Source organism: Streptomyces sp. NPDC050549 (assembly GCF_040655035.1).
GTDB lineage: Bacteria > Actinomycetota > Actinomycetes > Streptomycetales > Streptomycetaceae > Streptomyces.
On record NZ_JBFAJD010000008.1, the window covers coordinates 1 to 20,190 of the forward strand.

15 protein-coding genes, 1 tRNA gene, 2 pseudogenes and 1 riboswitch are annotated in these 20,190 nt (G+C 69.1%); of the genes and pseudogenes, 14 read left to right on the plus strand and 4 right to left on the minus strand.

Features of this window, described 5'->3' with window-relative positions:
• The 11 genes and pseudogenes from AB0I51_RS13995 to AB0I51_RS14045 all read left to right on the plus strand — a co-directional run.
• Positions 1 to 84: pseudogene (locus tag AB0I51_RS13995) on the plus strand (transposase); the annotation flags it as partial.
• A gap of 155 nt (positions 85 to 239) precedes the next feature.
• Positions 240 to 887: a SurA N-terminal domain-containing protein gene (locus AB0I51_RS14000; protein WP_362974698.1), complete on the plus strand. Its 648-nt coding sequence runs from the start codon at positions 240 to 242 to the stop codon at positions 885 to 887.
• An 88-nt stretch (positions 888 to 975) separates the two neighbouring features.
• Positions 976 to 1,980 (plus strand): nucleoside triphosphate pyrophosphohydrolase, encoded by a 1,005-nt coding sequence (locus AB0I51_RS14005; protein ID WP_362974700.1) that lies wholly within the window; start codon positions 976 to 978, stop codon positions 1,978 to 1,980.
• A gap of 65 nt (positions 1,981 to 2,045) precedes the next feature.
• Positions 2,046 to 4,418 (plus strand): hypothetical protein, encoded by a 2,373-nt coding sequence (locus AB0I51_RS14010; RefSeq protein ID WP_362974702.1) that lies wholly within the window; start codon positions 2,046 to 2,048, stop codon positions 4,416 to 4,418.
• Positions 4,415 to 5,773, plus strand: coding sequence for a cytochrome P450 (locus AB0I51_RS14015; RefSeq protein WP_362974704.1), 1,359 nt, complete (start codon positions 4,415 to 4,417; stop codon positions 5,771 to 5,773). Before AB0I51_RS14010 ends, AB0I51_RS14015 begins: the two co-directional genes overlap by 4 nt.
• Positions 5,774 to 5,963: 190 nt before the next feature.
• Entirely contained in the window at positions 5,964 to 6,968 is a 1,005-nt protein-coding gene (locus tag AB0I51_RS14020; RefSeq protein ID WP_362974706.1) for a transglycosylase family protein, read from the plus strand.
• Between the two features lie 193 nt (positions 6,969 to 7,161).
• Positions 7,162 to 7,335: riboswitch (cyclic di-AMP (ydaO/yuaA leader) on the plus strand.
• Positions 7,336 to 7,344: 9 nt separating this feature from the next.
• Positions 7,345 to 8,034, plus strand: a complete 690-nt coding sequence (locus tag AB0I51_RS14025) for a transglycosylase family protein (RefSeq protein WP_362974708.1) — start codon at positions 7,345 to 7,347, stop codon at positions 8,032 to 8,034.
• 325 nt (positions 8,035 to 8,359) lie between these two features.
• Complete coding sequence (gene eno / locus AB0I51_RS14030) at positions 8,360 to 9,646, plus strand: phosphopyruvate hydratase (protein ID WP_362974710.1); 1,287 nt, start codon at positions 8,360 to 8,362, stop codon at positions 9,644 to 9,646.
• Positions 9,647 to 9,756: 110 nt separating this feature from the next.
• Positions 9,757 to 10,233, plus strand: coding sequence for a septum formation initiator family protein (locus AB0I51_RS14035; RefSeq protein ID WP_019064035.1), 477 nt, complete (start codon positions 9,757 to 9,759; stop codon positions 10,231 to 10,233).
• A gap of 48 nt (positions 10,234 to 10,281) precedes the next feature.
• A pseudogene (locus AB0I51_RS14040) lies at positions 10,282 to 10,734 on the plus strand (DUF501 domain-containing protein); the annotation flags it as partial.
• A gap of 156 nt (positions 10,735 to 10,890) precedes the next feature.
• Positions 10,891 to 11,868 carry a Ppx/GppA phosphatase family protein gene (locus tag AB0I51_RS14045; protein WP_362975149.1) on the plus strand — a complete coding sequence of 326 codons (978 nt, stop codon included), beginning with the start codon at positions 10,891 to 10,893 and terminating at the stop codon, positions 11,866 to 11,868.
• Between the two features lie 4 nt (positions 11,869 to 11,872).
• Here AB0I51_RS14045 and AB0I51_RS14050 read toward each other — a convergent pair whose 3' ends face one another.
• Complete coding sequence (locus AB0I51_RS14050; protein WP_362974713.1) at positions 11,873 to 12,142, minus strand: type II toxin-antitoxin system RelE/ParE family toxin; 270 nt, start codon at positions 12,140 to 12,142, stop codon at positions 11,873 to 11,875.
• Entirely contained in the window at positions 12,139 to 12,411 is a 273-nt protein-coding gene (locus tag AB0I51_RS14055) for a type II toxin-antitoxin system Phd/YefM family antitoxin (RefSeq protein WP_266681171.1), read from the minus strand. The genes AB0I51_RS14050 and AB0I51_RS14055 overlap by 4 nt, the downstream gene beginning before the upstream one ends.
• Before the next feature lie 886 nt (positions 12,412 to 13,297).
• On the opposite strand from AB0I51_RS14055, the gene AB0I51_RS14060 reads away from it, so the two are divergent.
• Positions 13,298 to 14,683, plus strand: coding sequence for an NAD(P)/FAD-dependent oxidoreductase (locus AB0I51_RS14060; RefSeq protein ID WP_362974715.1), 1,386 nt, complete (start codon positions 13,298 to 13,300; stop codon positions 14,681 to 14,683).
• A gap of 229 nt (positions 14,684 to 14,912) precedes the next feature.
• Positions 14,913 to 16,205 (plus strand): cyclopropane-fatty-acyl-phospholipid synthase family protein, encoded by a 1,293-nt coding sequence (locus AB0I51_RS14065; RefSeq protein ID WP_362974716.1) that lies wholly within the window; start codon positions 14,913 to 14,915, stop codon positions 16,203 to 16,205.
• A 55-nt stretch (positions 16,206 to 16,260) separates the two neighbouring features.
• Here the strand turns inward: AB0I51_RS14065 and AB0I51_RS14070 are convergent, their stop codons facing one another.
• Together AB0I51_RS14070 and AB0I51_RS14075 are read right to left on the minus strand one after the other, a co-directional pair.
• Positions 16,261 to 18,789 carry an FtsX-like permease family protein gene (locus AB0I51_RS14070; protein ID WP_362974718.1) on the minus strand — a complete coding sequence of 843 codons (2,529 nt, stop codon included), beginning with the start codon at positions 18,787 to 18,789 and terminating at the stop codon, positions 16,261 to 16,263.
• Positions 18,790 to 18,849: 60 nt separating this feature from the next.
• Positions 18,850 to 19,620, minus strand: coding sequence for an ABC transporter ATP-binding protein (locus AB0I51_RS14075; protein WP_019066687.1), 771 nt, complete (start codon positions 19,618 to 19,620; stop codon positions 18,850 to 18,852).
• Positions 19,621 to 20,047: 427 nt separating this feature from the next.
• Between AB0I51_RS14075 and AB0I51_RS14080 the strand changes: the two genes are divergently transcribed.
• Positions 20,048 to 20,131, plus strand: a tRNA-Leu gene (locus AB0I51_RS14080).
• Positions 20,132 to 20,190 lie beyond the last annotated feature (59 nt).

Sequence of the window (20,190 nt, forward strand, 5' to 3'; positions counted from 1 at the left end):
ATCCGCCGCTACATCATCTGGCGAAACCGCCATGCCGACGACCGGCGCCTACGCGCGGTCGTCGACAGGGCCAACGTTGCTTGATGCGGCACTAGCGCACGCGTGCGTGCCGGTGCGTGCCGGTGCCCGAAGTCCTCGTGAATCGTTGGTCGAATGGGTTGGCCACAGGCGACCCACTGCCTAACATCGATCACCGCAAGACTTTGTGCACCGTCGCACAATCTCCTCGGGAGGCTCCCTTGCACCGCCGCCGTCGCACCGCGCTCGTCCTCACCGCCGTGATCGCCGCCGCGGCCCCCGCCCTGACCGCCTGCGGAAGCGAGGCGCATCCCGGCGCGGCTGCCGTCGTCGGCGGGCAGCGCATCACCGTCGCGCAGTTGCAGAGCCGGGTCGACGAGGTGCGCGTGGCACAGCGGGCGGCCGTCCAGGACCAGGCACAGTACGTGCGGGCCATCGCCACCACCGGCGGCCTCACCCGCGAGACGCTCTACGGCATGGTCTTCGGCCAGGTCGTGCACCGCGCCGCCCAGGACGCCGACGTCACCGTCACCCGCAAGGACATCCAGGACATGCGGGCCGCCCTCGCCCAGCAGGCGGGCGGCTCCAAGGCCCTGGAGGCGACCTGGCTCGCGCAGTACGGCGTCCCGCCGCAGCGTCTCGACGAGAACCTCCGCCTCCAGGTCGAGGGCCGCAAACTCGCCGCGAAGCTCGGCACCGACACCAGCCGGCCCGCCTTCTGGAAGGCCCTCTCGACGGCCTCCAAGGAACTCCACGTAGACCTCAACCCGCGCTACGGCACCTGGGACGTGGAGAAGAGCAGCCGGGTCGACGCCAAGACACCGTGGGTGCGCGAGGTGACGGCGGCGCAGACGCAGGAGTCGGCGTAACGGTACGGCGGACACGGCATCTGCGGGGCTGCCCACTGGCCTGTGGACAACTCGTGGGGCTGTCGGTGACGTGGGTTACGTTCGGTGTGTGAACGAAACCAGCCCCGGTCCCGAGAGCACCCCCGCTCCTGGCCGCATCGTCCTGCTCACCACCAGCCACCGTGTCGCCCCCGGCCTGCTGTCCTGGCCCGCCTGGGAGGCGCTGCGCGCCGCCGACCGCGTGCTGTGCGCGGACGCTGCGCATCCGCAGCTGCCGTATCTGAGCGAGGCCGGCATAACGGTCGTCGAGGCGTCCCCGACCGCCGAGGAACTGGTCGCCGCCTGCGCGGGCGGCCACACCGTCGTCATCGTGGCCACGGGCGAGGGCGAACCGGCGCTGACGGACGGCCTGGCCCGCCTCGCCGGCTCCGGCCGTGTCCAGATGCCCGAGCTGGAACTCCTCCCCGCCTCCTACGACCTCCCGGGCGCCCGCCTCCTCGACCTCGTCCAGGTCATGGACCGCATCCGCGTCGAGTGCCCGTGGTCCTCCCAGCAGACCCACAAGGGCCTGGCGAAGTACGGCATCGAGGAGGCGTACGAACTCGTCGAGGCGATCGAGGAGGGCGACCGCGACGAACTGCGCGAGGAACTGGGCGACGTCCTCCTCCAGGTCGTCTTCCACGCCCGCATCGCCGAGGAGGACCCCGACACCCCCTTCTCGATCGACGACGTGGCCGGCGGCATCGTCACCAAGCTGATCCACCGCCACCCGCACGTCTTCGGCGACGAGACCGCGTCGACTCCCGAGGAGGTCAAGGCACATTGGCTGCGCACGAAGGCGGAGGAGAAGCGCCGTACCTCTATTACTGAGGGCATCCCGATGGGCCAGCCCGGTCTGGCGCTCGCGGCGAAGCTGGCATCGCGCGTGCGTACGGCGGGACTTGAGGTGCGGTTGCCTCTGCCGGAGGGGGGCGACGGCATCGGTTACGAGTTGCTCGCGTTGGCGGTGCGTGCGGAGGCGGAGGGTGTGGATCCGGAGGCTGCGTTGCGGGCGGCGGGGCGGGCTTATCGGGATGCGATCAGGGGGGTTGAGGAGAGCGGCGGCGGGGCGTGATGTAGCGGGTTGGGCGGGGGAGGGGGCTTGGGCTCAGTACCGTTGGCTCAGGGACGGTTTCGGGTGTGGGGGAGCGCGTGGACGACGGGGAGTTGGAGCGGCTGGCCGATGAGGCGGTCGACGTGTTGGTGTGGGGTCTGGGATCGCCCGACTGGACGGACTGGGTGGCGGTCCGGGCCGAATTCGTCGTCTGGCTCGGACGGCGTGGGCTGGATGCGTATGCGCAGGACCTCGGCACCGTCAACGGGGGGAGGGGAACGGCCCCCAGTATGGGGCAGATGGCGCTGTGGCGTCGTCAACTGCTTGAGGGATTCCGGCGGTCGTCCAACCCCATGGCGACCGACGAACTCCGCTCCCTCATCGGTCGGTTCGGCCCGAACGCGCTGCGCCCACCCAAGGACGGAGCGCTACTCGACAAAGGCCAACCGACGAGCCCGCCTCCACTTCCTGAGCCCACCGACCGAGACCACATCGACTTCCGCAGTGCCACCTTCAACGGACAGGTCATCGGCGTCCAGCACGTGCGCAACGCGTACACCGGCCCGCCCCCGGACGACGCCCAACACGTTCCACTGGACTGGCCGTTGGCGAAAGACATCGAGCCGCGCACACACGGGGTCCGGCCGACCCGCCGAGTGAAGGGGCTGCCCGCGCTGCCGCCGTATGTGCGCAGGGACCAGGACGGGACGGTCGACTCGGCGTTGGAACAGGCGAGTTCGGAGGGCGGGTTGGTGGTCGTCCTCGGGCCCGCGTACGCGGGCAAGTCGCGCACCGCGCTGGCCGCGATGGCTCAAGTGCTCCCTGACCGCCCGGTGTTCGTGCCCACCCAGCACGAGGAACTGCGGAAGCTGCCCGCGCTGCTGCGGGGCCGGGCGGAGCGGTGTGTCGTCTGGCTCGACGACCTCGATGACCATCTGGGGCCTGGTGGTCTGGAGCCGCGGTTGTTGGCCCAACTGACCGACCTGGAGGCGGTCGTACTGGCGACGATGCGGGAGGAGGCGTACGAGAAGTATGTCGGGACGTCCGCGAAGGGGCGGTTGCTGAGCCTGGCGCAGCTTGTTGAACTTCCCCGTGCTTGGGGGACCGCCGACCTGGAGCGCGCGGTGGCTGAGGATGATCCCCGGCTCACCGAGGCGGCTCGCGAGTGCGGCACGGTGGGCGTCGCCACCTACCTCGCCGTCGGGCCTCGCCTCTGGAACGACTGGCAACTCGCCCCGAATCGCGAGCGGCACCCTCGCGGGTACGCACTGGTGCGCGCGGCCGTTGATCTGGCCCGGTGCGGGCTGAAGGGGCCTTTGTCGCAGGACCTATTGGTGACCGTGCATGAGGGGTACGGCACTGCGGGGCTGGACCGGGAGTCTTTGGACGACGCCTGGGAGTGGGCCGCGCGGAAACGGTACGGGGTGCTGCGCACGCTGAGATGCGGTGAAGGGGAGGAGGGACCGTTCGCGGACGTGCTGCCGTATTTCGTGCACACGGCGGAACAGGACGAGACGTTCCCGCCCGTCGCCGAATGGGTGTGGGGCTGCGCGCTGGAGGCGGCACGGGCGAACCCGGCGGCGTACGACGTCGAGCGCGTTGGCGCCGGGGCACGGGAGGCGTATCTGCGCCAGGCCGAGGCGGGGGACGCGTCGGCGATGCATGCCCTCGGCCTGCTTGAAGAGAGCCTTGGGGAGGGGGAGAAGGCCGAGTCCTGGCTCCGGCGGGCCGCGAAAGTGGGACGGGCCGAGGCTGCGGGGCACCTTGGGAGGCTGCTGGCGGAGCGCGGCGAGCCCAGGGAGGCGGAAGCCTTCCTGGAATCGGCCGCCGGCGCCGGGGACGGTGACGCGGCGACGCTGCTCGGCAAACTCTTGTTGGAGCGGGCGGAACGGTGGCTGAGGGCCGGAGCTGAGCAGGGCAACCCGGAGGCCGCGCACCGCTTGGGCGGTGTGCTGCTTGGAAAGGGGGAGGTCGAAGCCGCGGGTGATTACTGTGGCGCGGCGGCGAGCGTGGGATACACCGAGGTTGCTCTGAGCATGGCGTTGTGCCATCTCGTGGAGAATGAGCGCGAGGAAGCCGAAGCATGGCTGGGGCGCGCGGCGAGCGACGGCAACGAGTGGGTGGGTTACCTGCAACGACAGTTGGAGCGGGACCGGAGCCAGCCGTTGGAGAGCGCTGCGACGTATTTCGCGGACACTGACGACTGGCCTCTCGACATCGCCCACTACGGCGTCGTACTGGAAAAGCAAGGTCACCCCGACAAGGCCCGCGAACAGTACGAGAAGGCCCACGAATCCGGCGACTCCTACGGCGCCTACCGCCTGGCCACCCTCCTCGAAAAACAAGGCAGGCCCGACGAGGCGACGACCTGGTACCGCAAAGCCGCCGACATGGGCCACCCCGCCGCCCTGAAGGCCCTCGCGGAGCGCGCCCCCACCCCGGATACCGTCAAGGAGTGACAGACCAGCCAGCCCAGCCGCACCCCCACCTCTCCCACTCCTCCGCCCCCGAACTCTTCACCTGGGAGTTCGCCACCAACCCCTACCCCGCGTACGCCTGGCTCCGTGAGCACGCCCCCGTGCACAGGACACGCCTCCCCAGCGGAGTGGAGGCCTGGTTGGTCACGCGTTACGCCGACGCCAAGCTCGCCCTCGCGGACCCGCGGCTGTCCAAGAACCCCGCGCATCACGACGAACCGGCGCACGCCAAGGGCAAGACCGGTATCCCGGGCGAGCGCAAGGCGGAGTTGATGACGCATCTGCTCAACATCGACCCGCCGGACCACACCCGGCTCCGACGGCTGGTCAGCAAGGCGTTCACACCCCGCCGGGTGGCCGAATTCGCGCCCCGGGTGCAGGAGTTGACGGACGATCTCATCGACCGGTTCGCAGCGGACGGCTCCGCCGACCTCATCCACGACTTCGCCTTCCCGCTCCCCATCTACGCCATCTGCGACCTGCTCGGCGTCCCTCGCGAGGACCAGGACGACTTCCGGGACTGGGCGGGCATGATGATCCGGCACGGGGGCGGACCGAGGGGCGGAGTCGCGCGGTCCGTGAAGAAGATGCGCGGCTATCTCGCCGACCTCATCCACCGCAAGCGCGCGGCCCTTTCCGAGGCCCCTGCCCCGCACCCCGGCGGGACCTCCCCCGGCACCCCGGACCCAGCTCCCACCGAAGACCTGATCTCCGCCCTCATCCGCGCCTCCGACCAGGGCGAGCACCTCACCGAGAACGAGGCCGCGGCGATGGCCTTCATCCTGCTCTTCGCCGGCTTCGAGACGACCGTCAACCTCATCGGCAACGGCACCTACGCCCTCCTCACCCATCCCGAGCAGCGCGCCCGTCTGGAGAAGTCCCTCGCCGCGGGCGAACGCGGCCTCCTCGAAACCGGCGTCGAGGAACTCCTGCGCTACGACGGCCCGGTGGAGCTGGCGACCTGGCGCTTCGCCACTCGCCCCCTCACGCTCGGCGGGCAGGACATCGCGGCCGGCGACCCCGTACTCGTCGTACTGGCCGCCGCGGACCGCGATCCGGAACGGTTCGCCGATCCCGACGTGCTGGATCTCGGGCGGCGTGACAATCAACACCTCGGCTACGGCCACGGCGTCCACTACTGCCTCGGCGCCCCGCTCGCCCGTCTGGAGGGGCAGACCGCGCTCGCCACGCTCCTCACCCGCCTGCCCGACCTCCAACTCGCGGCGGATCCCGCCGACTTGCGCTGGCGCGGTGGCCTCATCATGCGCGGACTGCGCACCCTGCCCGTGGAGTTCACGCCACGAGCGGGCACACCAACCCCGCAGACACCCTCGTAAACCTGGACCGAACAGGCGATCCCGCCCCGTAAACCCGAAGATGACAGTTCCTCAACTCTGTGATCTTCACGTGATCTACGTGGCATTAACTTGTGACGGGTGATCGACTGCGGCTACGTTCGAATACCAGCGCGGCGCCCCGCAGCACCCGCCGCGTGCTCCCCCCAGTCGTCACGCGAAAGGCCTCCGCATGCTCTCCGGGAACGGTCGTCACCGTCGCCCCCGTCAGGCTCCGGCAATCCTCGTCGCGGCCGGCGTGACCGGCTCCGCCATCGCCATCCCCCTCCTCGGCGCCGCCGCCGCGAACGCCGCCGACGGCACCACCTGGGACAAGGTGGCCGAGTGCGAGACCGGCGGCTCCTGGAGCGAGAACAGCGGCAACGGCCACTACGGCGGGCTCCAGCTGACCCAGGACGACTGGAGCAAGTACGGCGGCGAGGACTACGCCCCGACCGCCGACCTCGCCAGCCGTTCCCAGCAGATAGCCGTCGCCGAGAAGATCCTCGACGCCAAGGGCACCTCCGAGTGGGTCACCTGCGCGTTGGTCGCCGGCCTCACGACGACCTCGGGCTCGGCGAACGTCGACACCGGCGTCGCGAGTGACTCGCCGTCGACCGGCGTGACGACCTCGTCCGGCTCGTCCAGCTCCTCGGGCTCCTCGGGCTCCTCCGATTCCTCCGACGACTCGTCGGGTGACTCCGGATCGTTCGGGCTGTCCGACTCCGGCAACACGGAACCCACTCCCTCCGATTCGCAGAGCCCGACCCCCTCCGCGACGGACAACCCCACCAAGTCCGACAAGTCCACCACTCCGTCGGCGGGTGACAGCTCGACCACCGCTTCCCCGAAACTCGACGAATCGGACAACTCGGAGCAGGCGGTGGGCAAGTGGAGCCTCGTCGACACCGGCGCGCTCGGTGACTCGGCCGATCAAGGAAGCGACCAGGGTGTCGAGCAGCAGACCACCGGCAAGCACCGCGGAGCGAGTGCCGACGAGAGTTCCGGGGAGAGTGCGGTGCCCCAGGCGTACACCGTCCGCGCCGGCGACTCCCTCGCGTCCATCGCCGACTCCCTTGGCTTCGACGGCGGATGGCGTGCGCTCTACGCCGAGAACAAAAAGGTGATAGGCGCCGATCCGGCCGCGATTGTCGCCGGTCAGACCTTGGACGTCAGTGCTGAAACGGGCGGAAAGTAGCAGCAAAACAGCGGGAGTTCACGTCACACTTCGCGCCGAATGTCCGCTTTGGTGAAAGTGTGGGATGAGTCTCAGAAGCCCTGATCGTCTTTGAAATTCCGCCGATTCCGTGTCTACGGTCAAGGCCGCTCGTCACCACGAGCCCCGGCTGCCGCACACGCCGAGTCCTGCCAGCGGCCTCCGGGAACATTCGTCGCGTCAAGCGCCGTAGGCAGGAGCGGGGGACCCAAGGTAAGTGCCGGGCCCGGGAGTTGAGAGACGACCGGAACCGGCTTGGGGTTAAGCCGCGCACCGAGAGGTGTGCGGCCGGGCAACTCACACGGCCCGAACCCGACAGCTCACCTCGTAGGCGTCGGTGAGGGGATTGGGATTTTCCATGCTGTTTTCCAGCAAGGGCAAGCACCGCCGTCCGTCCAAGGCCACCCGCGTCGCCACGCTCGCCGGCGTGACCGGCGTCGCCATCGCCGCCCCGCTCATGGCGGCCGGCAACGCCTCCGCCGCCACCGCCTCCGAGTGGGACACGGTCGCCAGCTGCGAGTCCGGCGGCAACTGGTCCATCAACACGGGCAACGGCTACTACGGCGGCCTGCAGTTCTCCGCCTCGACGTGGGCCGCGTACGGCGGCACCGCCTACGCCTCCACCGCGAACCAGGCCTCCAAGTCCCAGCAGATCGCCGTGGCGGAGAAGGTTCTCGCCTCCCAGGGCAAGGGTGCCTGGCCCGTCTGCGGCACCGGCCTGTCGGGCGCCACCTACTCCGGCGGCAGCTCCAGCTCGTCGAGCAGCTCGAACAGCTCCTCCAAGAGCACCACCGAGCGCTCCACGTCCAACACGACCGCCTCCCGCTCCGCCGAGCGCCCGGCCGCCAAGAAGACCGTCTCCACCCCGACCGGCAAGAAGGTCAAGAAGGGTGACGGCGAGTACAAGGTCGTCAAGGGCGACACTCTCAGCTCCATCGCCGAGAAGCACAAGGTCAAGGGCGGCTGGCAGCAGCTGTTCAAGCTGAACAAGAGCATCATCGACGACGCCGACTTCATCTACCCGGGTCAGCAGCTCCACCTTAAGTAGCCCTCAGCTGAACCACAGCGCCCTCACATCCGTGGACTCCATCATGGAGGCCTCGTGAGGGTCACCCCCGTCCCCCACGGGCTCCCCGCTCCGGTGCGTGTTCCCCCGTACGCACCGGGGCGGGGCTTTTTTGTGCGCCGCGCTTGTCCCCACTTCTGCAAGTCGCGCGCACTTTTACCGGACTCTTTGTTCCGTTCGGAAACAATTTACTCTCGGTTCTGTCCATCAGGCGGCCGACCGGATGGCCAATCGCCCGGAGCCGGTTAGGCTCGTCTCGCAGAGCCGCTGCGGTGTTGCCGTAGCCGCGTCAGACCCCAAGAAGGAGATGCTCGTGCCGTCCATCGACGTCGTCGTAGCCCGGGAAATCCTGGACTCCCGAGGCAACCCCACGGTCGAGGTCGAGGTCGGCCTCGACGACGGCAGCACGGGTCGTGCCGCCGTTCCGTCCGGCGCCTCCACGGGTGCCTTCGAAGCCATCGAGCTGCGTGACGGCGACCCCAACCGCTACGGCGGCAAGGGTGTCGAGAAGGCCGTCCTCGCCGTCATCGAGCAGATCGGCCCGGAGCTCGTCGGCTACGACGCCACCGAGCAGCGCCTGATCGACCAGGCGATGTTCGACCTGGACGCCACCGACAACAAGGGCTCGCTCGGCGCCAACGCCATCCTCGGCGTCTCCCTCGCCGTCGCGCACGCCGCCTCCGAGGCGTCCGACCTCCCTCTCTTCCGCTACCTGGGCGGCCCGAACGCGCACCTGCTGCCCGTTCCGATGATGAACATCCTGAACGGCGGCTCGCACGCCGACTCGAACGTGGACATCCAGGAGTTCATGATCGCCCCGATCGGTGCGGAGTCCTTCTCCGAGGCGCTGCGCTGGGGCGCCGAGGTCTACCACACCCTCAAGAAGGTGCTGAAGACCAAGGGCCTGTCCACCGGCCTCGGCGACGAGGGCGGCTTCGCCCCGAACCTGGAGTCCAACCGCGCCGCCCTCGACCTCATCCTCGAGGCCATCAAGCAGGCCGGTTACGTCCCCGGCGAGCAGATCGCGCTCGCACTCGACGTCGCCGCGTCCGAGTTCTACAAGGACGGCAAGTACGAGTTCGAGGGCAAGTCCCGCTCGGCCGCCGAGATGACCGAGTACTACGAGGAGCTCGTCTCCGCGTACCCGCTCGTCTCCATCGAGGACCCGCTGTACGAGGACGACTGGGCCGGCTGGAAGGTCATCACCGACCGCCTCGGCGACAAGGTCCAGATCGTCGGCGACGACCTCTTCGTCACCAACCCGGAGCGCCTCGCCCGCGGCATCGAGGAGGGCACCGCCAACGCCCTGCTCGTCAAGGTGAACCAGATCGGCTCGCTGACCGAGACCCTGGACGCCGTCGAGATGGCCCAGCGCAACGGCTTCAAGTGCATGATGTCCCACCGTTCCGGCGAGACCGAGGACGTCACCATCGCCGACCTCGCCGTCGCGGTGAACTGCGGTCAGATCAAGACCGGCGCCCCGGCCCGCTCGGACCGCGTCGCCAAGTACAACCAGCTGCTGCGCATCGAGGAGATCCTCGACGACGCCGCCGAGTACGCGGGCCGCAGCGCCTTCCCGCGCTTCAAGGGCTGACCCCAGGGTTCCACCGGGTCAGTCAATCCATAGCCAGTCGTACGTACGTCCCCGCACCCGGTCCCGTACCGTGTGCGGGGACGTACGCGCGTGTGAAGGGGAGGCGGGACATGGCCGTGAAGGACCGGGACCGGTTCTCCACCGCGACCAGGCTCAAGCTGCTCGGCGAGCAGACGGCGGCCCGTGTCTACCGCTCCCAGACCAAACGGCAGGCCCGCCGCTCCCGGCTCACCGGCCGGGCGGCCCTCCTCGCCCTGGTGCTCTGCTCGCTGATCGTGGCGCTGGCGTACCCGATAAGGCAGTACGTCTCCCAGCGCGCCGAGATCTCCGACCTCCAGCGGCAGCAGGAGCAGGCCCGGCAGCGCGTCGAGCAGCTCCGCGACCTCAAGGCACGCTGGCAGGACGACTCGTACGCGGAACAGCAGATCCGCCAGCGGCTGCACTATGTGATGCCCGGGGAGACCGGCTACATCGTGATCGACCCGGACGCGGCCAAGCAGTCGCGCGCCGAGCTGGGGGCGGCCGACCGTCCCTGGTACTCGAACGTCTGGGACGGCGTCGACAAGTCCGACGCCTCCGACCAGTGAGAACCGCCAGCGAGAACTGACCCAGAGAAAGACGTCCTGAAGACAGTCATGGAAACGCCCCCGCCGTCCACTCCGCGCACCGAGCCCACCGACGCGGATGTCGAGGCATTCAAGCAGCAGCTCGGGCGTCCGCCGCGCGGCCTGCGCGCGATCGCGCACCGCTGCCCGTGCGGACAGCCCGACGTGGTGGAGACGGCCCCCCGCCTCCCCGACGGCACGCCCTTCCCGACGACCTACTACCTGACGTGCCCGAAGGCCGCCTCGGCGATCGGCACGCTGGAGGCGAACGGCGTCATGAAGGAGATGACGGCCCGGCTGCAGACGGACCCCGAACTGGCCGCCGCGTACCGTGCCGCGCACGAGGACTACATCGCCCGCCGCGACGCCATCGAGGTCCTGGAGGGCTTCCCGAGCGCGGGCGGCATGCCGGACCGTGTGAAGTGCCTGCACGTCCTCGTGGGCCACTCCCTGGCCGCGGGCCCGGGCGTCAACCCGCTCGGCGACGAGGCGCTCGCGATGCTGCCGGAGTGGTGGGCGAAGGGCCCGTGCGTACAGCCGCTGGCGGCACCGGACCCGGCCGACGAACTGCCCGCCGGGACCGCCGGGACCTCCGACCCCACCGCGATCCGCAGCACCTACTTCTCCGACGTCCCGCTGCTGGAGGAGGGTTTCAGCCGTGTCGCGGCGATCGACTGCGGTACGAACTCCATCCGGCTGCTCGTCGCGGACGTGGCTGTGTCCGACGGCGCCTCCGGCGCGGGGGCCACGGGTGAACTGCGCGAGCTGGACCGGCGGATGACGATCGTGCGGCTCGGCCAGGGCGTGGACAAGACCGGCAGGCTGGCCCCCGAGGCGCTGGAGCGGACGTTCGCGGCCTGCCGCGAGTACGCGGAGGTGATCCGCGAGAAGGGCGCCGACAAGGTCCGCTTCGTGGCCACGTCGGCCTCCCGCGACGCCTCTAACCGCGAGGACTTCGTCCGGGGCGTCCTGGACATCCTGGGCGTCGAGCCGGAGGTGATCACCGGCGACGAGGAGGCGGAGCTCTCCTTCACCGGCGCGACCAAGGAACTGACGGGCCGCGACGACCTCGCCAAGCCCTACCTGGTCGTCGACATCGGCGGCGGCTCGACGGAGTTCGTGGTCGGCGACGACCAGGTCCGCGCCGCCCGCTCCGTGGACATCGGCTGCGTCCGCATGACCGAGCGCCACCTCGTCCGCGACGGCAAGGTCACGGACCCGCCGACCCCGGACCAGGTGGCGGCGATGCGCGCGGACATCGAGGAGGCCCTCGACCTCGCCGGCAAGACCGTCCCGCTGCGCGAGGCCTGCACCCTGGTCGGCCTGGCCGGCTCGGTCACCACGGTCTCGGCGATCGCCCAGAACCTCCCCGAGTACGACACGGAGGCCATCCACCACTCCCGCATCTCCTACGACCGCGTCCGCGAGATCACGGACTCCTTGCTGAAATCGACCCACGCCGAACGTGCCGCGATCCCCTCCATGCACCCGGGCCGCGTCGACGTCATCGGCGCGGGCGCCCTCGTACTCCTCTCGATCATGGAGCGGACAGGCGCGACGGAGGTCGTGGTGAGCGAGCACGACATCTTGGACGGGATCGCCTGGTCTTTGGCCTGACCGCCTACAGGTTGCGGTACACGTCCCGCCGGTCGCCTACCTTGACGACGAGGATGACGAGCTCACCGTCGTTGATCTGGTAGGCGACCCTGTAGTTGCCGACCCTGAGCCGGTAGAGCCCGGACGGGCCGGTGAGTTTCTTGACGTCGGCGTCCTGGCGATACGGGTCGTCACCGAGTGCGGTCAGCGCGGTCAGGATGCGCATGGCGTCGAATCGGCTGACAGCCCGGAGTTGCCGCTGCGCCGCCGTGGTGAACCGGAAGGCGTACTTCACGCCGCATCGCCGTCCTGCTCGGTGAACAGGTCCGCCAACAGTTCGGCCATCGTCACTGTGGGGCCGCCCTCGGCCAGCACCGCTTCGGCTTCGCGCGCCAGCATGACGTCGGCCGCTTCCTCCAGTGCCTCGAAGTCGGCGATCGGAACCACGGCTGCCACCGGCGCGCCGTTACGCATGATGACGGTCGGAACGCCTTCCTCGGCCCGGTTGATGTGGTCGGCGAGGTGCGCGCGGGCTTCCCGCACGGTCACGGTGTTCTCAGTCATGAGATCAGTGTACACGCACGTGTGTACACGCGACCATGTTCGCGGAGTCGCGTTCGTGCGCGATCCTCGACGGGATCGCGTTCAAGGCGGCGGAGCAGCCCGCAGGCGGTCGACAGGGCGGCTGAGCAGCGGAGTTCCGGGACCGGCGGTGGCATGGCCGCTTCATGATTGGTTCACGGGGAGTTCGCGGACTTCACGAACTCCGCCGATCATGACGTCCCGGAAAGCCTCGCCGAGGCCGGCTCTGCCCAGGGGAATTGCATCCGGGCGATGAGCGCGAGCAGCTGTTCCGTCAACGGCGGCGTGCTCCGGCGCTGGGGCTCGGACCGGCATCGACGCCGCCCGGTTCGTCTGGTACGGCCGCGCGTATTGAAGCGTGCGCACCGCGGCCCCGACAACTCGTTCCGAGGGACTGGGGCCGCGTCCGTGGAGCGGACGGACACCCCGAATTATTACTGACCGGTAGTAAACTCCTGAGCAGCCCATATAACGTATGAGCGGGTGCAGGGGTGCTCGCCACCCTCCTCCGGAACGTGTCCGTAGGAAAGTTCGTGAAGTTCTTCACAAGGAATTCTGTCCAGTTGGGCGACCGGACTGCCCGGGTTGGCCCGTCCGGGGCTCCGGCGGGCCCGGGAGCGTGCTCGGCGGGCCGGTGCGGGAGTGATTCGGGGGAGTTTCGGGAGGGTGTCGCGGAGGTGTGGTCCAGGGGGTCCGGCGGGACAGAGGAGCAGCTCACGCGGCCTTGACAACGGGGCGAACCGCACCGTGGTTCCCCTCGCGCGAGACGACCTGGATCATGGGAGTTGCGGAGGATAACACAGCCCCTGTGGAAGCTTGTGAAGGGGCGCACGAGCGCCCCCCCAGGGGCAGGTGGATACTCGATGGCATGAGCACCACGGAGCGTCCCAGGATCCTCGTAGTAGGCGGTGGGTACGTAGGCCTGTACGCAGCTCGGCGCATTCTCAAGAAGATGCGCTACGGCGAGGCGACCGTCACGGTCGTCGACCCCCGGTCGTACATGACCTACCAGCCCTTCCTCCCCGAAGCCGCCGCCGGCAGCATCTCCCCTCGGCACGTCGTCGTCCCGCTGCGACGCGTACTGCCGAAGGCGGAGGTCCTCACCGGCCGGGTCACCACCATCGACCAGGACCGCAAGGTCGCCACGATCGCCCCCCTCGTGGGCGAGGCGTACGAGCTGCCTTTCGATTACCTCGTCATCGCGATGGGCGCGGTCTCCCGCACCTTCCCGATCCCCGGCCTCGCCGAACAGGGCATCGGCATGAAGGGCATCGAGGAGTCCATCGGCCTGCGCAACCACGTTCTCGAGCAGCTCGACAAGGCCGACTCCACCACCGACGAGGAGATCCGCCGCAAGGCGCTCACCTTCGTCTTCGTCGGCGGCGGTTTCGCCGGTGCGGAGACCATCGGCGAGGTCGAGGACATGGCCCGGGACGCGGCCAAGTACTACAACAACGTCTCCCGCGAGGACATGCGCTTCGTCCTCGTCGACGCCGCCGACAAGATCCTCCCGGAGGTCGGCCCCAAGCTCGGCCTCTACGGCAAGGAGCACCTGGAGAGCCGCGGGATCGAGATCTACCTCTCGACCTCGATGGACTCCTGCGTCGACGGCCGCGTCGTGCTGAAGAACGGCCTGGAGGTCGACTCCAACACGATCGTGTGGACGGCCGGCGTCAAGCCCAACCCGGTCCTGTCCCGCTTCGGTCTGCCGCTCGGCCCGCGCGGTCACGTCGACGCCCAGCCGACCCTCCAGGTCACCGGCACCGACTACATCTGGACCGCCGGCGACAACGCCCAGGTGCCCGACATCGCCGCCCGCAAGGCCGGTGTCGAGAACGCCTGGTGCCCGCCGAACGCCCAGCACGCGCTGCGCCAGGCGAAGGTCCTCGGCGACAACGTGATCTCCGGCCTGCGGGGCTTCCCGCAGAAGGAGTACTCGCACGCCAACAAGGGCGCCGTGGCCGGCCTCGGCCTCCACAAGGGCGTCGCCATGATCGTCATGGGCAAGGTGAAGATCAAGGTCAAGGGCCGTCTCGCCTGGTACATGCATCGTGGCTACCACGGTCTGGCGATGCCGACCTGGAACCGCAAGATCCGCATCTTCGCCGACTGGACGCTCGCGATGTTCCTCAAGCGCGAGGTCGTGTCCCTGGGCGCCATGGAGAACCCCCGCGAGGAGTTCTACGAGGCCGCCAAGCCGGCGCCGGCGCCGGCCGCCGCCGCGAAGACCGAGGAGAAGGCCAAGGCCTCCTGACCTCCGGTCACCGCTGAGAACACGCCCGAAGGGGCCGCCCGCCATCCGTGGTGCGGGCGGCCCCTTCGGGCATTTCCGGTATCCCCGGCGCGCCTCTGTGCATCTGTACACATGTCCGCTACAACTTTTTTGCCTGCCCGTGACGCCCTGGAGGGACTGCGGTCAGGCCGGGCGGATGTTTACCTAATGATGGACATATCACAGGATCCTCGTCACGGAGGTGCGCGCCATGGCTGATGCCGCGCTGCGGCTCAAGACCCTCTTCGAACGGTTGCTGGGCACTCCTCTCCCGGTGCACATCCGTGCCTGGGACGGTTCCGAGGCGGGTCCGCCGGGTGCGTCGACCCTCGTCGTACGCAACCGGCGTGCCCTGCGCCGACTGCTGTGGAAGCCGGGCGAACTGGGTCTCGCGCGCGCCTGGGTGGCCGGGGACCTGGACATCGAGGGCGACCTGTACGCCGGCCTCGGCCAGTTGTCCGCCCTCGTGTGGGAGCGCGGCGGGGACGCCCGCACCCTCGGCCAGTCGCTGCGCGACCCCGAGGTCCGCTCGGCCGTCCGCGGCCTGATAAGACTCGGCGGGCTCCCGCTGCCGCCCGCCCCGCCCCCGGAGGAGGTCCGCCGCAGCCGCGCACACCTCCACACCAAGCGCACCGACAAACGCGCCATCAGCCACCACTACGACGTCGGCAACGACTTCTACGAGATCGTCCTCGGCCACTCGATGGTCTACTCGTGCGCCTACTGGGAGTCCCCGGACGGCACCCTGGAGGACGCACAGCGCGACAAGCTCGAACTCATCTGCCGCAAGCTGGAGTTGACACCCGGTCAGCGGCTCCTCGACGTCGGCTGCGGCTGGGGTTCGATGGCGATGCACGCGGCCCGCGAGTACGGCGTGAGCGTCGTCGGTGTGACCCTCTCGCAGGAACAGGCGGCCTACGCCCGTAAGCGCGTCGCCGAGGAGGGGCTCACCGACAAGGTCGAGATCCGCGTCCAGGACTACCGCGATGTCACCGACGGACCCTACGACGCCATCTCCTCCGTCGGCATGGCCGAACACGTGGGCTCCGCACGGTACCTGGAGTACGCGAGAGTCCTCTACGCACTGCTCGGGCCGGGCGGGCGGCTGCTCAACCACCAGATCGCCCGCCGCCCCTGGCAGGACGAATCGGCGTACGACATCGACGAGTTCATCGACGCGTACGTCTTCCCCGACGGCGAACTCGCCCCGATCGGCACCACCGTGACCCAGCTGGAGAGCGCCGGGTTCGAGGTGCGGGACGTCGAGGCGATCCGCGAGCACTACGCGCTCACCCTGCGCCGCTGGGTCGCCAACCTGGAGGCCGAGTGGCGGCGCGCGGTCGGCCTCGTCGGCGCCGGGCGGGCCCGCGTGTGGCGCCTCTACATGGCGGCCTCCACGCTCGGCTTCGAACGCAACCACATCGGTGTCAACCAGGTGTTGGCCGTCCGTGCCCTCGAACCGGGCGGCTCCGGAATGCCGTTGCGCGCCCGCACCTGGAACTGAACCAACGGCAAGGGGCCCCTTTCCGTATCGGAACGGGGCCCCGACTCATGTGCGGCTACTCGGACTTGATGGCCGACAGCATGTTCAGCTTCGCCGCCCGCCTGGCCGGCCACAGCGCGGCCAGCACACCGACCGTGCCCGCCAGGAGCAGGAACAGCGCCATCCGGGCCCAGGGGACGACCAGTTCGTACGTCGACATCTTCGCGCCGATCAACTCACCGGCCGCCCAGCCGAAGAAGACGCCCAGGCCGATGCCGAGCACCCCGCCGAAGAGCGAGATGACCAGGGACTCAAGACGGACCATCCGCTTGATGCCCTTGCGGTCCAGGCCGATCGCGCGCAGCATCCCGATCTCCTGCGAGCGCTCGAAGACCGACATGGCAAGGGTGTTGATGACCCCGAGGACCGCGACGATCACCGCCATGGCGAGCAGGCCGTAGACCATGTTGAGGATCAGGGTGAAGACCTGCGCGATGCTGTTCGAGAGGTCCTTCTTGTCCTGGACCTTGACGGCCGGGTTGGAGCCGAGGGCCTTCTCCAGCCTGTCCTTCGTCGAACTCGACGCGCCGTCGGCGGTCTTGACCAGGATCTGCATGTCGGCCGGGTCGGTCTGGTGCGGGGAGAGCGTCGCGTTGTCGAGCATGATGCCGCGGATCAGCGCGTTGCCCTCGTAGACCGCGGAGACGGTCAGCTGCTGCGCCTTGCCGTCCTCGTAGTGCGTGGTGAAGGTCGAACCGGCCTTCCAGCCATGGGACTTGGCCGTGTCGTCGTCCACGACGACCTGCGCGCCGGCGACCTTGAAGGTGCCGCTGTCGACCTTGAGGTCGGTGAGCTTTCCGATCGCGGAGCCGTTGACCCCGGTGAGGAACTCGGTCTCGCCGTCGATGCGCGAAGGGGCGTTGCGCAGCGGGCTGCTGGCGGTGATGCCGGAGGTGGTGGTGAGCGTCTTGTCGACGTCGGGGGAGAGCTCGTTGCCGTTGGCCATCGACACGATGTAGTCGGCGCTGATCGCGGACGAGGCCATCCTGTCGATCGCCTGCTGGAGGCTGCCCGCCATCACCGTCATGCCGGTGATGAGGGTGAGGCCGATCATCAGCGCGGAGGCGGTGGCGGCCGTACGGCGCGGGTTGCGCACCGAGTTCTGGCGGGCCAGCTTGCCGGAGATCCCGAAGATCCGCAGGAGCGGGGCCGCGGCCGCGATCAGCGGGCGGGACAGCAGCGGGGTCAGGATGAACACCCCGATGATCAGCAGCACGGCGCCGATCCCCATGGGTGCCTGGCCGTCCGAGCCGTTCATCGACGTGGCCGCGATGACGACCGCGATGCCCGCGCCGGAGAAGAGCGCGCCGAGCGTGTTGCGCAGCACCAGGGACTTGGTGGTGGCCGTCGCGTGCACGCTGCTCATCGCGGCGACCGGCGGGATCTTCGCGGCCCGGCGGCCGGGCAGCCAGGCGGCGAGCATGGTGATGAGGATGCCGACCGCGAGGGCGCTGAGGACCGTGCCCGAGGTGATGATCAGCGGACCGTCCGGGACGGTCGCGCCGATCGTGCCCATCAGCGCGCGCAGCCCGGCGCCGATGCCGATACCGGCGACCAGACCGGCTACCGCGGCGACCGCGCCGACCACGAACGCCTCGACCAGCACCGACCGCGTGACCTGCCGGCGGGAGGCGCCGACCGCGCGCAGCAGCGCCAGTTCCTTGGTGCGCTGGGCGACCAGCATGGTGAAGGTGTTGGCGATGATGAACGTACCGACGAAGAGCGCGATGCCCGCGAAGACCAGCAGCCCCTGCTTGAGGCCGCTCATCGAGGAGGCGATCGTCTCGGCCTGGTCGTCGGCGAGCTTCTGGGCGGTGGTGGTCTCCGTCTGTCCCTTCGGGAGGGCCTGGTCCAGCGCGGACTTCAGCGCCGCCTGGCTCGTCCCGGCCGCCGCCTTCACATCGATCTCGTCGTACGTCCCGGCCTTGCCGAACAGCTTCTGCGCGGTGGCCGTGTCGAAGAGGGCGAGGCTGCCGCCGGCGGCGACATTGCCGTCGTCGGTGGTGAAGATGCCGGTGATCCTCGGCGTCAGCACCGGGCCGTCGACCGAGATGCGGACGGTGTCGCCGACCTTGTACCCGGCGCGCTTCGCGGTCTCGGAGTCGATCGCGACCTCGCCCGAACCGTGCGGTGCCGTACCGGACTTGAGGGGATAGCGGGCGTCCTTGTCCCCCCAGTAGTTGCCGCCCTCGGACTGGAAGCCGCCGCCGATCAGTTTGCCCTTCTTGTCGGCTATGGCGGTGAAGCCGTTGACGACCCCGGTCGCGGACGCGGCGCCGGGCACCTTCGCGCTGGTGTCCAGCATGGCCTGGGTCAGCTCGGGCGTCTTGCCGACCGCGTCGCCCTTGCTGTCCTGGAACTTGGCCCGGACGGCGACGTCGACCTGGTCGAAGCCCTTGGCCGAGCTGTTCTGGAAGGCGTTCGAGATGGTGTTGGTGAAGACCAGGGTCCCCGACACGAACGCGACGCCGAGCATCACGGCGAGCACGGTCATGAGGAGCCGGGCCTTGTGCGCGAGTACGTTGCGCAAGGCGGTTCGGAACATGGGTCTACTCAGTCCAGGTGTACGAGAGGTGAGGGAGCGTCAGGAGACTCGGGCTCGGGCTCAGCTGGTACGGCCCTTGGCGTCGAACCGCTTCATGCGGTCGAGCACCGAGTCCGCCGTCGGCTCGAAGACCTCGTCGACGATGCGTCCGTCCGCGAGGAAGACCACCCGGTCCGCGTAGGCCGCGGCCACCGGGTCGTGGGTCACCATGACCACCGTCTGCCCAAGCTCCCGTACGGAGTTGCGCAGAAAGCCCAGCACCTCCGCGCCGGAGCGCGAGTCGAGGTTTCCGGTCGGCTCGTCGCCGAAGATGATGTCGGGGCGGGAGGCCAACGCCCTTGCCACGGCGACGCGTTGCTGCTGGCCGCCGGAGAGCTGGGAGGGCCGGTGCTTGAGCCGGTCGGAGAGACCGATCATCCGGATCACCGAGTCCAGCCACTCCTTGTCGGGCTTGCGGCCCGCGATGTCCATGGGGAGGGTGATGTTCTCCAGGGCCGTCAGCGTCGGCAGCAGGTTGAACGCCTGGAAGATGAAGCCGATCTTGTCCCGGCGCAACTTCGTGAGCTGCTTGTCCTTCAGGGAGCCCAGCTCCGTGTCACCGATCCGGACGGAACCGGACGAGAACGTGTCCAGGCCGGCCACGCAGTGCATGAGGGTGGACTTGCCGGACCCCGAGGGGCCCATGATCGCCGTGAACTCGGCCTGCCGGAAGGAGATCGAGACCTGGTCGAGGGCGACCACCTGGGTCTCGCCCTGTCCGTAGATCTTGGAAAGATCCGTGGCACGCGCGGCCACTGAGGTGGTCCGGTCGGCGATGGGGGTGGTGGTCACGGAAGGCACTCCTGTCGGGACGACGGTGTTGCTGGGGACGCGTCCCATCCTTCCGGCCGTATGCCGCCGTGTAGTCACCCGCTGTTCCGGTTCGGGGGGCAGCCTCCAGTCGGACTGCACGCGGCGCTGTCATACCTGGGGATGAGGGCCGCCCCCGAGGTGAGCCGCGGGACGAGCGCCGCTACCAGCCCTGAGTCAGGCCCAGGTCAAGAACCGGTGGAGCACCCTCGTTCGGGCGGTGAAATTCCGTCATTCCGCATACGCGCCCCCAGACCGCACGCAAGGCTATTGGCAAGTGCTGATGGCTCTTTCCACGGTCTGATGAACCCTCAGACATCAATAAAATAAGACAACATCGGTACGCCCGCCCGCTGTTGGGGAGACGCGCCCCGATAGGCTCGGGGTCTCGATGTGGAGCCCACGGCCTGCCCGGATGGTGGAATGCAGACACGGCGAGCTTAAACCTCGCTGCCCCTTCGCGGGCGTGCCGGTTCAAGTCCGGCTCCGGGCACTATCGTGGTCACTGACTGTGACCCGCGGGAACGGTGTGTTGCCGACGTAGGCGCGGCA

Coding starts and splice junctions, on each gene's coding strand:
- AB0I51_RS14055 (WP_266681171.1), bottom strand. CDS start 12,411: ATGACTGAGAACACCGTGACCGTGCGGGAAGCCCGCGCGCACCTCGCC.
- AB0I51_RS14025 (WP_362974708.1), top strand. CDS start 7,345: ATGCTGTTTTCCAGCAAGGGCAAGCACCGCCGTCCGTCCAAGGCCACC.
- AB0I51_RS14020 (WP_362974706.1), top strand. CDS start 5,964: ATGCTCTCCGGGAACGGTCGTCACCGTCGCCCCCGTCAGGCTCCGGCA.
- AB0I51_RS14060 (WP_362974715.1), top strand. CDS start 13,298: ATGAGCACCACGGAGCGTCCCAGGATCCTCGTAGTAGGCGGTGGGTAC.
- AB0I51_RS14035 (WP_019064035.1), top strand. CDS start 9,757: ATGGCCGTGAAGGACCGGGACCGGTTCTCCACCGCGACCAGGCTCAAG.
- AB0I51_RS14070 (WP_362974718.1), bottom strand. CDS start 18,789: ATGTTCCGAACCGCCTTGCGCAACGTACTCGCGCACAAGGCCCGGCTC.
- eno (WP_362974710.1), top strand. CDS start 8,360: ATGCTCGTGCCGTCCATCGACGTCGTCGTAGCCCGGGAAATCCTGGAC.
- AB0I51_RS14065 (WP_362974716.1), top strand. CDS start 14,913: ATGGCTGATGCCGCGCTGCGGCTCAAGACCCTCTTCGAACGGTTGCTG.